The organism is Hydrogenophaga sp. GW823-FHT04C09, from assembly GCF_058796355.1.
The window spans coordinates 107753-120965 of the sequence record NZ_JBXAIO010000002.1; the positions used below are offsets into that span (position 1 = coordinate 107753).

The 13213-nt window shown below is 68.1% G+C and carries 15 protein-coding genes; 9 read left to right on the top strand and 6 right to left on the bottom strand.

Annotated elements, in window-relative coordinates:
* Positions 1–15: 15 nt before the first annotated feature.
* Positions 16–522 (top strand): GNAT family N-acetyltransferase, encoded by a 507-nt coding sequence (locus AC1Q9M_RS05565; RefSeq protein WP_492432824.1) that lies wholly within the window; start codon positions 16–18, stop codon positions 520–522.
* 16 nt (positions 523–538) lie between these two features.
* Here the strand turns inward: AC1Q9M_RS05565 and AC1Q9M_RS05570 are convergent, their stop codons facing one another.
* From AC1Q9M_RS05570 to AC1Q9M_RS05590, 5 genes are all read right to left on the bottom strand, one after another.
* Entirely contained in the window at positions 539–904 is a 366-nt protein-coding gene (locus AC1Q9M_RS05570) for a cupin domain-containing protein (RefSeq protein WP_382161853.1), read from the bottom strand.
* 26 nt (positions 905–930) lie between these two features.
* Positions 931–1848, bottom strand: a complete 918-nt coding sequence (locus tag AC1Q9M_RS05575; RefSeq protein ID WP_382163754.1) for a quinone oxidoreductase family protein — start codon at positions 1846–1848, stop codon at positions 931–933.
* Between the two features lie 131 nt (positions 1849–1979).
* Positions 1980–2879 (bottom strand): beta-keto acid cleavage family enzyme, encoded by a 900-nt coding sequence (locus AC1Q9M_RS05580; protein ID WP_382323223.1) that lies wholly within the window; start codon positions 2877–2879, stop codon positions 1980–1982.
* 11 nt (positions 2880–2890) lie between these two features.
* A complete protein-coding gene (locus AC1Q9M_RS05585; protein ID WP_382323224.1) occupies positions 2891–3652 on the bottom strand; it encodes an SDR family NAD(P)-dependent oxidoreductase in 762 nt (253 codons plus the stop codon).
* Positions 3653–3670: 18 nt separating this feature from the next.
* Positions 3671–4489 (bottom strand): dioxygenase family protein, encoded by an 819-nt coding sequence (locus AC1Q9M_RS05590; RefSeq protein WP_382325875.1) that lies wholly within the window; start codon positions 4487–4489, stop codon positions 3671–3673.
* Positions 4490–4691: 202 nt separating this feature from the next.
* On the opposite strand from AC1Q9M_RS05590, the gene AC1Q9M_RS05595 reads away from it, so the two are divergent.
* The 7 genes from AC1Q9M_RS05595 to AC1Q9M_RS05625 all read left to right on the top strand — a co-directional run bounded on the left by AC1Q9M_RS05595 (position 4692) and on the right by AC1Q9M_RS05625 (position 11561).
* Entirely contained in the window at positions 4692–5774 is a 1083-nt protein-coding gene (locus AC1Q9M_RS05595) for a LacI family DNA-binding transcriptional regulator (RefSeq protein ID WP_444688500.1), read from the top strand.
* A gap of 26 nt (positions 5775–5800) precedes the next feature.
* Entirely contained in the window at positions 5801–7222 is a 1422-nt protein-coding gene (locus AC1Q9M_RS05600) for an amidohydrolase family protein (protein ID WP_382161843.1), read from the top strand.
* Positions 7219–8208 carry a tripartite tricarboxylate transporter substrate binding protein gene (locus AC1Q9M_RS05605; protein ID WP_492432827.1) on the top strand — a complete coding sequence of 330 codons (990 nt, stop codon included), beginning with the start codon at positions 7219–7221 and terminating at the stop codon, positions 8206–8208. Before AC1Q9M_RS05600 ends, AC1Q9M_RS05605 begins: the two co-directional genes overlap by 4 nt.
* 62 nt (positions 8209–8270) lie before the next feature.
* Positions 8271–9269 (top strand): Bug family tripartite tricarboxylate transporter substrate binding protein, encoded by a 999-nt coding sequence (locus AC1Q9M_RS05610; RefSeq protein ID WP_492432829.1) that lies wholly within the window; start codon positions 8271–8273, stop codon positions 9267–9269.
* A 97-nt stretch (positions 9270–9366) separates the two neighbouring features.
* A complete protein-coding gene (locus AC1Q9M_RS05615; protein ID WP_492432831.1) occupies positions 9367–10122 on the top strand; it encodes a sulfite exporter TauE/SafE family protein in 756 nt (251 codons plus the stop codon).
* 13 nt (positions 10123–10135) lie between these two features.
* Entirely contained in the window at positions 10136–10885 is a 750-nt protein-coding gene (locus tag AC1Q9M_RS05620) for an AAA family ATPase (RefSeq protein ID WP_382323229.1), read from the top strand.
* Between the two features lie 280 nt (positions 10886–11165).
* Positions 11166–11561 carry a hypothetical protein gene (locus AC1Q9M_RS05625; RefSeq protein WP_492432834.1) on the top strand — a complete coding sequence of 132 codons (396 nt, stop codon included), beginning with the start codon at positions 11166–11168 and terminating at the stop codon, positions 11559–11561.
* On the opposite strand, the gene AC1Q9M_RS05630 is transcribed toward AC1Q9M_RS05625, so the two are convergent.
* Positions 11521–12291 carry a hypothetical protein gene (locus AC1Q9M_RS05630; RefSeq protein WP_492432836.1) on the bottom strand — a complete coding sequence of 257 codons (771 nt, stop codon included), beginning with the start codon at positions 12289–12291 and terminating at the stop codon, positions 11521–11523. The genes AC1Q9M_RS05625 and AC1Q9M_RS05630 overlap by 41 nt on opposite strands.
* Between AC1Q9M_RS05630 and AC1Q9M_RS05635 the strand changes: the two genes are divergently transcribed.
* The gene (locus AC1Q9M_RS05635; RefSeq protein WP_492432838.1) at positions 12257–12841 is read left to right on the top strand and encodes a hypothetical protein; all 585 of its coding nucleotides are present in this window, start codon (positions 12257–12259) and stop codon (positions 12839–12841) included. The two genes, AC1Q9M_RS05630 and AC1Q9M_RS05635, sit on opposite strands and share 35 nt — an antisense overlap.
* The last annotated feature ends 372 nt before the right edge of the window (positions 12842–13213 follow it).

The window sequence follows — 13213 nt, forward strand, 5'->3', positions numbered from 1 at the left end:
CACCTCACATCACGCATGCACATCCGCCGCCTCACCCCTCAAGACGCGAGCCCGTTTCGCGCGTTGCGCCTGTCCGCCTTGCAGGAGGAACCCACCGCGTTTGGTTCCAGCCATGAGGAAGAGGTGGTTTTCCCTCCCGAAACGACGGCGGCCCGCCTCGCGGTGCATCCCGACCAGGGCGCGTTCGGCGCCTTCGAGGGAGACCGGCTGATCGGCATCGTGACGCTGCGGCGTGAAGACAAGCGCAAGCTGCGGCACAAGGGGATGATCTATGGCCTGTACGTGGCGCCCGAGGCGCGGGGCAAGGGCGTGGGCCGTGCATTGCTCGTGCAGGCGCTCGCGCTGGCCGGGTCGGTGCCCGACCTGCTTCAGGTGAACCTGAGCGTCAATGCCGGCAACATGGCCGCCATCGCCTTGTACGAATCCCTGGGCTTCCAGACCTTCGGCCGTGAACCCGCCGCCCTGCGGGTCGACGGGGTGTTGCACGACGAACTGCACATGTTCTGGCGTCCCGCCCACTGAGAGGGCGGCAGGGGTTTCATGCCGGGGAGGCCGGTGGCGCGTTGGCCATCACCAGCAGCACCATGGCCGGCCGGTTGCTCTCGTTGATGAGCTGGCGCGCCTCGCCCGGGGCGAAGCGGCAGGAGTCGAGGGCGCGCAGCGTGGCGCGCTGCGGCACACCGTCCACCGCGCCCACCAGGGTGACCTCGCCTTCGACGACGAAGTAGAGCTTTTCGATTGGCGACGGGTCCAGCGTGGTGTGGCCGTCGGGCAGCAGCTGGCTCATGCCCATCCACATCTGGGTGGAAGGGCCGGCCTCCTTGCCCTGCAGGCGCAGGCAGCGCATGTCGACGTGGTTGGGCGCCTCGTAGGTGGGCGCCTCGTCGAAGCGGGTGACGTGCATGGCGGCGGCTCCTCGCGGGTGGGCGTTCAGGGGCGCAGCACGACCCGGTCCGTGCTGCCACCGAGCACGGCGCGGTAGGCCTCGGCCGCATCGGCCAGGTCGTAGGCGCGGGCGATGGGGAAGGGCTTGAGCGTGCCGCGTTCGAAGCCTTCGCGCATGGCGTCGAGCTGGGCGGTGGAGGTGGCGCAGTCCATGGCGAGCGAGTCGATGCCCACGTAGGTGTGCATGCCCCGGTAGAACGCGAAGATGTCGAAGGGCACGGCACGGTCGTGCGTGGCGATGAAGATCTGCGTCGCGCCCTTGGCCATGGCCTTGTTGGCGGCGTCGAAGTAGGCGCTGCCCACGGTGTTGAACACGGTGTCGGCGCCGCGCCCCTGGGTGAGGTCGCGGGCGGTGGCGGCCACGTCAACCGCCGTCGCATCGATCACGTCCACCGGTGCGCAGCTGAAGCCGGCGAACGGGCCGGGGCCACGCTGCACGGCGATCACGCGCGCGCCGGCCTGCGTGGCCAGCTGCACCGCGGCCTGACCGACCTTGCCGTTGGCGCCCATCACCATCACGGTCTGGCCGGCGCGGGGCATGCCGCTGCGGCGAAAGCCCTCGTAGGCGGTGACGAAGGGCACGCCGACCGCGCCCGCCTCTTCCATCGAGAGGTTGGCCGGCATGGCGCGCAGCGCGGCCAGCGGCAGTTCGAGGTAACGCGCGTGCGAGCCGTCGCGCGTGATGCCGACATCGCCGCCCGAGCCATAGACCTGGCGGCCGATCCATTCGGTGGGGCCTTCGACCACGGTGCCCGCGAAGTCGCGGCCCGGGGTGCGCGGCCACACGGCCTGCGGCATGATGCCCAGGCTGGCCTTGGCGTCGCTGGGGTTGACGGCCGCCGCGCCCACGCGCACCAGCGCGTGGCCCGGCGCGGGCACGCGCTGGGGACTGTCCACCAGCATCAGGCGCAGGGTGTCGATGCTGTCGGCCTTCTGCAGCAGGCGCAGGGCCTGGCCGGTGCCGGTGGATGGGCGTGGTGGCGCGATGCCGGTGTCTTCGTGGATGCGTGCGGTCAAGAGCGTTCTCCCTTTCCTTATCGTGGGGGCAGGCCGAGCATCGCGCGCGCCTCGCGCGCGCTGGCAATGCTGCCGCCCATGCTTTGAATGATGTCCCGCGCGCGGGCGACGAGCTGGGCGTTGCTCTCGGCGAGCACGCCCTTGTCGAGGTAGATGTTGTCTTCCATGCCCACGCGCACGTGCCCGCCCGCGAGCCAGGCCTGGGCGACGATGGGGAACTCCATGCGGCCGATGCCGAAGGCCGTCCAGACCGCGCCGGGCGGCAGCATGTCGCGCGCGTAGAGCACGGTGGCGGGCGAGGGCGCGAAGCCGTACTTCACGCCGAGCACGAAGGTCCACATGCCGGGGCCTTCCAGGCTGCCGTCGGCGATCAGGTCGAGCGCGAGGTGGATGTCGCCCGAGTCGAAGATCTCCAGCTCGGGCTTGACGCCGGCGGCGCGGATGGTGGCGGCCATGCGGCGCACGTTGCGCGGCGTGTTGATGACCACGTCCGGCCCCGAGTTCATGGTGTTGAAGTCGAGCGAGCACACGTCGGGCTTGATCAGCGCGATGTGCTCCACCCGCTGGTCTGGCGGCAGCAGCGTGGTGCCGGGCGCGAACACCTTGGGGTCGTCCTCGCTCGGCACGAAGCGCCCGCCCGGGCCGGTGGTGAGGTTGATGATGAGTTCGCGGTTCTCGCGCCGGATGCGGTCCACCACCTCGCGGTAGAGCTCCACCTCCATTGACGGCTTGCCGGTGTGGGGGTCGCGCACGTGGATGTGCACCTGGCCGGCACCGGCCTCGGCGGCGGCCAGGCATTCGCGGGCGATCTGCTCGGGCGTGACGGGCAGGTGCGGCGTCTGCTCGGGTTTGACCAGGTTGCCCGTGACGGCGCAGGTGATCAGGGTCTTCTGGGACAGCGGGTTGAAGAGGCTCATGGGCGCGGGATTCAGAGGTGGCGGCCGCCATCGACCACGATGCGCGTGCCGGTGACGAAGCGCAGGGTGGTGGCGAGGGCCTCGATGGTCGCGGCCACGTCGTCCGGCTGGCCGACGCGGCCCAGCGGCGTGGTGGCGGCGGTCTTGGTGTTGAACTCCGCGCCCCGGCCCGGCACGAAGGTGGACTCCACCGCGCCGGGCGAGACGGAGACCACGCGCACCGCGGGCGCCAGCGCCTTGGCCAGCGCGTCGCCCACCACGTCCAGGCCGGCCTTGGCCGCCACATAGGCGAGGTTGCTGCCCACGCCGGTGAAGCCCGCGATGGACGAGACGTTGACGATCAGGCCGTCGCCGCTGGCCTTGAGCAGCGGCGCGAAGGCGCGGATGGTGGCGAACACGCCGCGGAAGTTGGCCTGCATCAGCCGGTCGATCAGCCCGTCGTCGAGCGCGTCGAGGTCGGCGGCGGGCACGGGCTTGGTGAAGCCGGCGCTGTTGACGAGGATGTCGCAGCGCTGCCATTGCCGCGCCACCTGCTCGGCGGCGGCCTGGAGCGAGGCGCTGTCGACGATGTCGGCGCGCACCGCGCCATGCGCCTGCGCGCCGGGCAGGCTGGCGGCCCGCTCGGCGGCGGCCGCGCCGTCGCCCCGGTGCAGCAGCACGCAGGCGGCACCGAGCGCGGCCAGGCGGCGCGCCGTGGCCAGGCCGATGGCGCCGGTGCCGCCGGCAATGACGGCCACCTTGCCGTCGAGTCGTGTCTGGGGTTCAAAAGCCATGGGTACTTGGAGGGAAGGTCAGGGAATCGGGGCCTTGGGGAACACGGTCTCGCCGGGCTCCAGCGTGAAGTCCTGCTGCAGCCGGGCCTGGGCGCCATCGGCATCGAGCTCGAAGCGGCCCACCAGGGAGCGCGTGACGCCGAACACCGGGTCGCTGTCGAGGTTCTCGTCGGTGTCGGCGAACACCTGGGACACGCGCACCTTGAAGCCCGGCTGGCTGATCATGAAGTGCAGATGGGCCGGGCGGTTGGGGTGGCGCCGCTGGGCGCGCAGCAGTTCACCGCAGGGGCCGTCGGTGGGCACCGGGTAGCCCGCGGGCACCACGCTGCGCAGGAAGTAGGCACCCTGTGCGTCGGTGGTGAAGCGCCCGCGCAGGTTCATGTCGGGCTGGCTGTCGTCCTGGTTTTCGTACAGGCCCACGGGCGAGGCCTGCCACACGTCCACCACCGCGCCGGCCACCGGCCGGCCCTGCGGGTCGCGCACCGTGCCACGCACCTCCAGCGGCACGCCGGGGGTGCCGGCGCGCGCGATGGATTCACCGGGCTCGCACAGCGGCGCGCGCTCACGCCAGAAGGGGCCGAGCAGCGCGGCGGGCGATTCGCCGCCGGCACTGCCCGGGTTGTTGAGCAGGGCCACCAGGGTGGACACGCCCAGCAGGTCGGCCGCCAGCACCACCTCGTTCTTCTTCGGGCCGGTGGCCTGGCCGATGCCGACCAGGAAACCGATCGCGCGCTCGAATTCGGCTTCGGTCAGGCGCACTTCTTGCGCGAAGGCATGCAGGTGGCGCGTCAACGCGGCCATCACTTCGCGCAGGCGGGGGTCGGGCGTGCGCTCCATGGCGGCCAGCGCCACGGCCAGCACGGACTCGGGGGTGGAGATCAGGTTCACGGCGGTTTCTCGGAAAGCGGGAAAGGCGGGTTTTTCTTGCAAACGTTTGCTTATTGTCGCTCCCCAAAGTGGGGCGAGGCATAGGGTTTGCACCAAATTATCTCTGTTGAGGTTTTGAAAGAATCCCGCCAGAATGATGGCAAACGTTTGCATGAAACCCTTCAAAGTGACCGAAACCCCCCGTTCCCCTTCCGCCACGGAGCCCGCCGGCCCCGTCACCATCCGCGACGTCGCCCGGGCCGCCGGCGTGCACCTGTCCACCGTCTCGCGCGCGCTCGATCCGCGCCGGCGCGCCGCCGTCAGCGCCGAGGTGCTCGAGGCCGTCGAGCAGGCCGCGCGCCGCCTGGGCTACCGGCCCAACCGCGCGGCCTCGGCCCTGCGCACCGGCCGCACCCACACCATCGGCGTGCTGGTGCCCGACATCACCAACCCGGTGTTCCCGCCCATCCTGCAAGGCATCGAAGCCTGCGCGGCCGCGCGCGGCTGGTTCGTGATGGTGGCCAACGTGGCCGCCAGCGCGCTGGCCCGGCCCACGGTCGAGCGCATGCTGGCCCAGCAGGTCGACGGCATCGTGCTCGCCATCGCCTCGCGCGAAGACCCGCTGGTGGACTTCATCGTCGGCGCCGGCCTGCACGCCGTCATGGTCAACCGCGCCGACGAGTCCGGGCGCCTGCCCTCGGTGGTGAGCGACGACCGGCTGGCCATGAAGCTCGCGGTGGACCACGTGGTGCGCACCGGTTGCGAGCGCATCGCCCACCTGGCCGGCCCGCAGAGCCTGCCCACCGGCCTGGGCCGGCTGCAGGGCTTCGAACAGGCGCTGCGCGACCGCGGCCTGCGCAGCGCGGGCGTGGTGGCCTGCGAGTCCTACAGCCGCGAGGCTGGCCGCCTGGCCATGACCCAGCTGCTCGCGCAGAGCGCGAAGCCGCCCGAGGCCGTGGTCTGCTCGAACGACCTGGTGGCGCTGGGCGCCTACGACGCGCTGCAGGCCGCCGGCCTGCGCGTGCCGACCGACGTGGCCGTCACCGGCCACAACGACATGCCGCTGGTCGACATGGTCAACCCCTCGCTCACCACCATCCGGCTGCCGCACCGCGAGCTTGGCTGGCGCGCCGCGCAGCTGCTGTTCGACGGGCTGGACGGGCGGCAGATGTCGCCTGCCACCGTCGTGCTGCGGCCCGAGCTGGTCGTGCGCAACTCCACCCGCCCCGTCCCGCCGACGGATTCCCCGGCCTGATTCCTTTCCCACTCCCCACGAACCCCATGACCCGCCTTCTCATCAAGAACACCTGCATTCTTTCCATGGACCCCGCCGTGGGCGACTTCGACGACGCCGACATCCTGATCGAGAACGACAGGATCGTGGCCGTCGGCCCCAACCTGCAGGCCGATGGCGCCGAAGTCGTCGACGGCAAGGGCCGCATCGTCACGCCCGGCATGGTCAACGCGCACATCCACACCTGGGAATTCCAGCTGCGCGGCATCGGCTCCGACTGGGTCGGCAGCCGCGACTACCACGCCAACATGCACCAGAACCTCGCCACCAAATACGGTGTGCGCGACGTCTACCTGGGCAACCTGCTGGGCTCGCTGAACCAGCTGCGCAACGGCACCACCACCATCGTCGACTGGTGCCACATCCTGCGTGACGCGGAGATGACCGACGTGGCCATCGACGCGCTGGAAGAGTCCGGCATCCGCGCCGTGTTCGCGCGCGGCACGGTGAAACCGCCCGAGCGCCCGGGCGAGGTGCCGTACCACAAGAAGCCTTTCCCGCGCGAAGAGATCCACCGCCTGCGCACCGGGCGCCTCTCGAGCGACGACCGCCTGGTCACCCTGGCCATGGCCATCCTCGGGCCCGACTGGGGCGAGTACGACGTGGCCGCGCACGACATCCGCCTGGCGCGCGAGTACGGCCTCATCAACTCCGCCCACACCTACGGCCGCAAGGGCAAGCGCGTGGTGGAGGACGGTTACCCGCGCCTGGCGAAGGAAGGCCTGCTCGGGCCCGACCACAACATCGGCCACGGCAACTGCTTCGACGACGAGGAACTCAAGATCGTGCTCGACGCGGGCTGCACCATCACCGCCACCAACCTCACCGAGATGCTGAACTACGAGCAACCCGCCATGCTGGGGCGCCTCGTCAAGCACGGCGCCATGCCCTCGATCGGCACCGACTGCGACCCCTACTTCAACAGCTCGATGCTCTCGGTGATGCGCCACGCCTTCCTGCACCAGCGCGAACTGGACAACCGCAGCCTGTGGCACGAAGGCAAGTGGCCCGCGAAGACGCAGCACTCCACGCTCACGCGCGACGCCCTCTACTGGGCCACCATGGGCGGCGCCAAGGCCTTCGGCCTGGACAAGAAGACCGGGTCCATCACGCCGGGCAAGCAGGCCGATCTCATCATGTTCGACGCGCGCGGCATGAACATCTTCCCCGCGCTGCCCGGTGGCAACCCGGCGCACATCGTGGTGATGTACGCGGAAACCTCGGACATCGAAAACGTTCTGGTGGCGGGCCAGTTCGCCAAGCGCGGCGGCAAGCTCACCTTCGACGAAGCGAAGCTGCAGAAGCTCAACGAAGAGCTCATGGCCTCGCGCATGCGCATGTTCGGGGAGGGCAACTACCAATCACGGCCCGTCGAGCGCGGACCCCAACCGGAGAGGTTCTTCTTATGAAACGCCACACTTTCACCGCCGCACTGCTCACCTGGGCAACGCTGGGCCTCTTCGGCGCCGCGGCGCACGCCCAGGGCAACGCGCCCGCCTGGCCCACCAAGCCGGTGCGCATCATCCACGGCTTCACCTCGGGTGGGCCGGTGGACAACCTCGCGCGCCTGATCGCCGCGCAGTTCGCCGAGAAATTCGGCCAGCAGGCCGTGGTGGAAGGCAAGCCCGGCGCCGGGGGCACCATCGGCGCCAACTACGTGGCCAAGGCCGAGCCCGATGGCTACACGCTGTTCCTCATGGCCTCGGGCCACTCCGCCGCGCCGGGGCTCTACAAATCGCTGCCGTTCGACCCGGTGAACGACTTCACCATGGTCTCCATGGTGGCGCGCAGCCCGTTCGCCATCATCGCCAACCCCAACGCCTCGTTCAAGACGGTGCAGGAACTGGTGCAGCAGGCCAAGGCCCAGCCCGGCAAGATCGACTACGGCACCGGCGGGCAGGGCAGCGGTATGCACCTGGCGGCCGTGCTCTTCCAGTCGCGCGCGGACGTGAAGCTCACCCACGTGCCCTACAAGGGCGGCAGCGCGCCGGCGCTGGCCGTGATCGCGGGCGAAGTGCCGTTGCTTTTCACCTCGCTGGCGGGCATGGCGGCCCACATCGAGAACGGCAAGGTCAAGCCGCTCGCGGTCACCTCGAAGAACCGCTTCGCGCTGTTCCCCAACATCCCCAGCGTGGCCGAGACCCTGCTGCCCGACTTCGACGTGAGCGCCTGGTACGCGCTGGCTGGCCCCAAGGGCCTGCCACCGGCCATCGTCGCGCAGCTCAACGAGATGGTGCAGAGCACGCTGGCGCGCCCCAACATCGTTGAAACCCTCCGCCTCCAGGCCTCCGACGCCTGGGCCACCTCGCCCCGCGAGGCGCAGGCCTTCCTGGCCACCGACGTGGCGCGCTGGACCAAGGTCATCAAGGACGAAAAGATCGAAGTGCAGAACTGAACCCCACCCGCCGCAAGCCTCCGCGAGTGAGGCAACGGCGTCCCACCCCTGGAGACAACCGCATGAAATCCCCCCGCCTCGGCCGCCGTGGCCTGCTCGCCGGCCTCTGCTCGGGCCTGCTCGCCACCTTCTCCACCGGCATCGCGCACGCGCAGGCGGCCGACTGGCCGCGCCAGCCGATCAAGCTGCTGCTCGGCTTCACGCCCGGTGGCGGCGTGGACGCCACCGCCCGGCTCGTGGCCCAGCAACTGGCCGAAGCACTGGGCAGCCCGGTGGTGGTGGAAAACCGGCCCGGCGCGGGCGGCACCCTGGCGGCCAACGCCGTGGCCAAGGCCGAACCCGACGGCCACACGCTGTTCCTCATGGCCTCGGGGCACAGCATCTCGCCCGCGCTCTACAAGTCGCTGCCCTACGACTCGGTGAACGACTTCACCATGGTCACCATGACCACGCGCTTCCCCTTCGGCGTGGCAGTGGGCGCGAGCTCACCCATCCGCAACATGGGCGAACTCATGAAACAGGCCAAGGACAAACCCGGCACCCTCTCGATGGGCCATGCCGGCGTGGGCACCGGCATGCACCTGGCCAGCGTGCTGCTGCAAAGCCGCGAGCACGTGAAGTTCATCGACGTGGCCTACAAGGGCGGCAACCTCGCGCCCACCGCCGTGGCCGGCGGTGAGATCCAGGCCGTGCTCGACAACCTCGCCAGCATGGAGCCGCTCGTCAACGGCAACCGCCTGCGCCTGCTCGCCGTCACCGGCACGCAGCGCTGGCCCACCTACCCCGACGTGCCCACCCTGGCCGAAACCGTCTCGCCGGGTTTCGACGTGACCGGATGGACCGCGCTGGCCGGGCCCAAGAACCTGCCCGCGCCGGTGGTGGCGCGCCTCTCGCGCGAGATGACCAGGATCATGGCCAAGCCCGAGGTCATCGAGCGCCTGCGCAAGCTCGGCCTGGGCGCCACCAGCACCGAGCCGGCCGAAGCGCAGAAGGTGCTGGCCACCGAAGTGGCGCGCTGGCAGAAGCTCGTGCAGGACGAGAAGATCGAAACCCAGAACTGAAGACCCAAGGCCCTGCCGCCCCGGCGGTGCGGCCATGGCAAGATCGAAGGCGGCCCACCCGGTGGTGGGCCGCCTTCTTTTTTGAGGAGATGGGAACGTGACGACCCCAGAAATCGCCCTGCTGGTGCTGGGCGCGGCCGTGGCCGGCTTCGTGCAAGGCCTCTCGGGCTTTGCCTTCGGCATGGTCGCCATGTCCTTCTGGGTCTGGGGCATCGATCCGCGCGTGGCCGCCGTCATGGCCGTGTTCGGCTCGCTCACCGGCCAGATCGTGGCCGCGGTCACCAGCCGGCGCGCCTTCCGGCTGCAGGTGCTCGCCCCGTTCCTCGCTGGTGGCGTGCTCGGTATTCCCATGGGCATCGCCGTGCTGCCGCACCTCAACCCCGACCTGTTCCGCCTGGTGCTCGGCGGCGTGCTCGTGATCTGGTGCCCCATCATGCTGATGTCATCGCACCTGCCCAAGGTCTCGCGCGGCGGGCGCGTGGCCGATGGCGTGGCCGGCCTCGCGGGCGGCTTCATGGGCGGCATCGGCGGCTTCACCGGCGTGGTGCCCACGCTGTGGTGCACGCTGCGCGGCATGGAGAAAGACACGCAGCGCGCCATCATCCAGAACTTCAACCTCGCGGCCCTGGCCTTCACCATGCTCGGCTACGTGATCGCGGGCGCCGTCACGCGCGACATGTGGCCTCTGCTGCCCATCGTCGCGGTGGCGCTGCTCGTGCCCGTGCTGCTGGGCTCGCGCCTGTACGTGGGCTTGAGCGAGGCCGCGTTCCGCAAGCTCGTGCTGTCCTTGCTCAGCCTGTCGGGTGTGGCCATGCTCGTGGCCGCCGTGCCGCGCCTGCTGGCCTCAACCTGAAACCCGGCCCGCCATGATCTCGTCCCAGTTCCTGCAGCGCATGAGCCTGCGCCGAGACACCGTCGACAGCTTCGAGCGCTATCCCTTCAACCTGCCCGCCGTGCGCACGCTCGACCGGTTGGACTTCCACCCCAAGGTCACCTTCTTCATCGGCGAGAACGGCTCCGGCAAATCCACCCTGCTCGAAGCCATCGCCGTCGCCCTCGGCTTCAACGCCGAGGGCGGCAGCAAGAACTTCCGATTCAGCACGCGCCGCTCGCACTCGGTGCTGCACGAGCACCTGCGCATCGCCAAGGGATTCAAGCGGCCGCGCACCGGCTTCTTCCTGAGGGCCGAGAGCTTCTTCAACGTCGCCACCGAGATCGAGCAGCTCGACGCCGAGCCCGGCCTGGGTGCGCCGGTCATTCAGTCCTATGGCGGACATTCGCTGCACGAGCAGTCGCACGGCGAATCGTTTCTGACGCTGCTGATGGAGCGCTTCCACGGCCAGGGCCTGTACATCCTCGACGAACCCGAGGCCGCGCTCTCGCCGCAGCGGCAACTGGCCGTGCTCGCGCGCATTCACGACCTGGTGAACGAAGGCTCGCAATTCGTCATCGCCACACACTCGCCGCTGCTCATGGCCTACCCGGACGCCTGCATCTACCAGTGCGGCGCCGACGGCATGGCGCCGGTGGCCTACGACGACACGGAACACGTGCGCGTCACGCGGGACTTTCTGGCCGATCCGCAGCGCATGTTGCGCGGGTTGCTGGAGCGGTAGGCACGCTCGACGTACCCGCACGGGCCCTGCGCAGGCCCCGCATCTGGTTTCTTTGCCAAGGTATTTCGTTCCGGCCAGTCTGGAACGAGGCGATCGCGCGCGGGATCGAAATGACTGATTTGGGGGATTGCTCGGGAACCGGTGGTTGTGGCAAGGCGCACACCTTCGCTTGAGCGACGGAAGGCGCGAACTTAAGGCGGAACACCCTCACTCAACGCTCGCCTTCGACACGAACGAAGGGTTGAAAACACGTCACCAACCTTGACTCTGGATCCTCGAAATGAACCCTTTCACTAAGCAGCTTGGACATGATCGGCCGATTGACTTGGCGAACATCCTTGCTCAGTTCAGCAGCAATGGCGTTTTCGGGCGCTTGATGCCGGGCATTCTGAGCCAGCTCGATCAACAAGAATTTCCCATCTATGAGGGCAATGGCCTGAAGGACTTGATTGAGCAAAAGAAGGTGGCGGAACTGGCGGAATTTGAGTCTTTCGATCACGAGTCCGTGGTCCAGGTATGCCTTGAAACGGTCGAGCAGCACCCCGATGAAGTGACCGTGCTGCTTTGGAACAAAGAGCTGGCTCAGATGCCTTCATCGAACCGGCAGCTGGCGATCAAGTCATGGTTGGCGGTGGTCAGCGCGGCCAGGCGTCGATCAGGGCCTGAAGTTCGGTGAACTTCGCCTTCTTGTTGATGGCCGCCTCGAACCGTTTCTGGAAGGGTTCGAACAGTTCCGGATGGCCCATGGCCTCCACAAAGTCCTTGATGCCGTCCATGTCGCCCGCGAGGGCTTCCAGGTCCGCCGTGAGCTCCAGCTTGATGGAGTTCTCCATGTTGCTGGAGGTGTCGTTGCTGGCGATCTTGATCGAGTTGGTGACCTCACACTCGTTGCGCCTGGCCAGACGGTCGTAGTAGGCCCCGACGAAGTTCTTGATGGCGTAGACGCCCACGACGATTGGGGCGATGACGGCGGCCGCGGGCCCTGAGCTGATGCCGGCGAGGGTGAGCGATTTGATGACGATGCCGCCGACGGCGTTGCACAGCCGGGTGGAGGCGCCGAACAGGGCCGCGATGTTGGACTTGATCTTGTAGCGCACCGAATCGAAAAGGTGCGTCAGGACTTTCGAGCCGGCTTTGCCTTTCAGTTTCTCGATGGCCCGTTTGAACGCGTCCCTGCGTTCCAGCAGGAAACCGCGTGTGTCGGAAAAGCGCTTCAACTCGAAAACGCTTCGGCCCAGGCTCACCACATTGGTGAACAGGCCAAAGCCCGTTTTTTCCAGCGCCCAGAATTCCTTCTCGGCGAAATCCTCCTTCTGGTCCTCAATGAGATTCATCACTTCTTGATTCAAAGGCCGCTCGCCAAGGCGCGCCATGAACTCATCCATGCCCGCCTCGTCGCGGATCAACAGAACATCCGGGTCGTCCGGGAGCCCTCTCTATCTGGCGGTATGGAGCGCGGCACTGGGGCTTGATGGCCTCAGCTACAAAGACAAAGACCGCCCCCCCGCGATAACGGAGATTCCGCTGCGGGAATGTGTAGCAGCCACCATCTCATCGTGCGTCACCATCGTCACCTTGCTGGACGGCCTGACCGCCTCGGCCGGCGTCCAGCGGCATCTGCACGCCAAGAAGGCGCTCCAATGCGGACTGACCGAGCTGACGCGGGCTTGGGCTAACCGAGCGGACTTGAACCCGCTCGAAGCCGCCAGGATCCGGGCCCAATGCAATGAGTTGATCAAATCGGCGCTGGGCATGCCCGGGCTGGGCGAAGTCGCCACGCAGCTTGAGGCGGACGCTGCGAACGCGCTCCATGCCTTCATCCAATTCGTTGGCAATGTGCACCTCACTTCCGACATTCGAGGCATCGCCGAGCAGTTGAGCGAGCTGCTGGTGACCAGGGCCTGCACCGCCTTCGGGGGACTCTGCTTTTCCAGGCGCCATTTTTCCTTCAGGTAGGCCACCCCTTCATCGAGGCCTTTGTCGGTGCACACCTCCGCGAGGTCTTGGGCGTCTTGGAGTGTTTCGGCGTCTTTTTGGGCGCCTCGTTGTAACTCCTTCTCGTCATCCAGCCAAGACACGTCCGACACCACAAAGCTGGAATTGATCGCAAAACTGCTCACCGGATCACCTCGTGGGTTTTGTGGAGGAAGCTGTCTGGTGAGTGACCCGGCTTTTGGCCCGGTTCGCCTTCCTAGGGCAAGCCCTAATGCCGGCGCCCGACGGTGGTGACACTTGCTCTGCTGCAACTGGTTCGCCATTCCCGTCGAAACCGGTTGCCTCCCTGTCGTTTGGTGGCTTGCGGCGCACAAGGCCTTGAGCAGACGCTAA

Coding starts and splice junctions, on each gene's coding strand:
- AC1Q9M_RS05565 (WP_492432824.1), top strand. CDS start 16: ATGCACATCCGCCGCCTCACCCCTCAAGACGCGAGCCCGTTTCGCGCG.
- AC1Q9M_RS05570 (WP_382161853.1), bottom strand. CDS start 904: ATGCACGTCACCCGCTTCGACGAGGCGCCCACCTACGAGGCGCCCAAC.
- AC1Q9M_RS05575 (WP_382163754.1), bottom strand. CDS start 1,848: ATGCTGGTGGACAGTCCCCAGCGCGTGCCCGCGCCGGGCCACGCGCTG.
- AC1Q9M_RS05580 (WP_382323223.1), bottom strand. CDS start 2,879: ATGAGCCTCTTCAACCCGCTGTCCCAGAAGACCCTGATCACCTGCGCC.
- AC1Q9M_RS05585 (WP_382323224.1), bottom strand. CDS start 3,652: ATGGCTTTTGAACCCCAGACACGACTCGACGGCAAGGTGGCCGTCATT.
- AC1Q9M_RS05590 (WP_382325875.1), bottom strand. CDS start 4,489: ATGGAGCGCACGCCCGACCCCCGCCTGCGCGAAGTGATGGCCGCGTTG.
- AC1Q9M_RS05595 (WP_444688500.1), top strand. CDS start 4,692: ATGAAACCCTTCAAAGTGACCGAAACCCCCCGTTCCCCTTCCGCCACG.
- AC1Q9M_RS05600 (WP_382161843.1), top strand. CDS start 5,801: ATGACCCGCCTTCTCATCAAGAACACCTGCATTCTTTCCATGGACCCC.
- AC1Q9M_RS05605 (WP_492432827.1), top strand. CDS start 7,219: ATGAAACGCCACACTTTCACCGCCGCACTGCTCACCTGGGCAACGCTG.
- AC1Q9M_RS05610 (WP_492432829.1), top strand. CDS start 8,271: ATGAAATCCCCCCGCCTCGGCCGCCGTGGCCTGCTCGCCGGCCTCTGC.
- AC1Q9M_RS05620 (WP_382323229.1), top strand. CDS start 10,136: ATGATCTCGTCCCAGTTCCTGCAGCGCATGAGCCTGCGCCGAGACACC.
- AC1Q9M_RS05625 (WP_492432834.1), top strand. CDS start 11,166: ATGAACCCTTTCACTAAGCAGCTTGGACATGATCGGCCGATTGACTTG.
- AC1Q9M_RS05635 (WP_492432838.1), top strand. CDS start 12,257: ATGAACTCATCCATGCCCGCCTCGTCGCGGATCAACAGAACATCCGGG.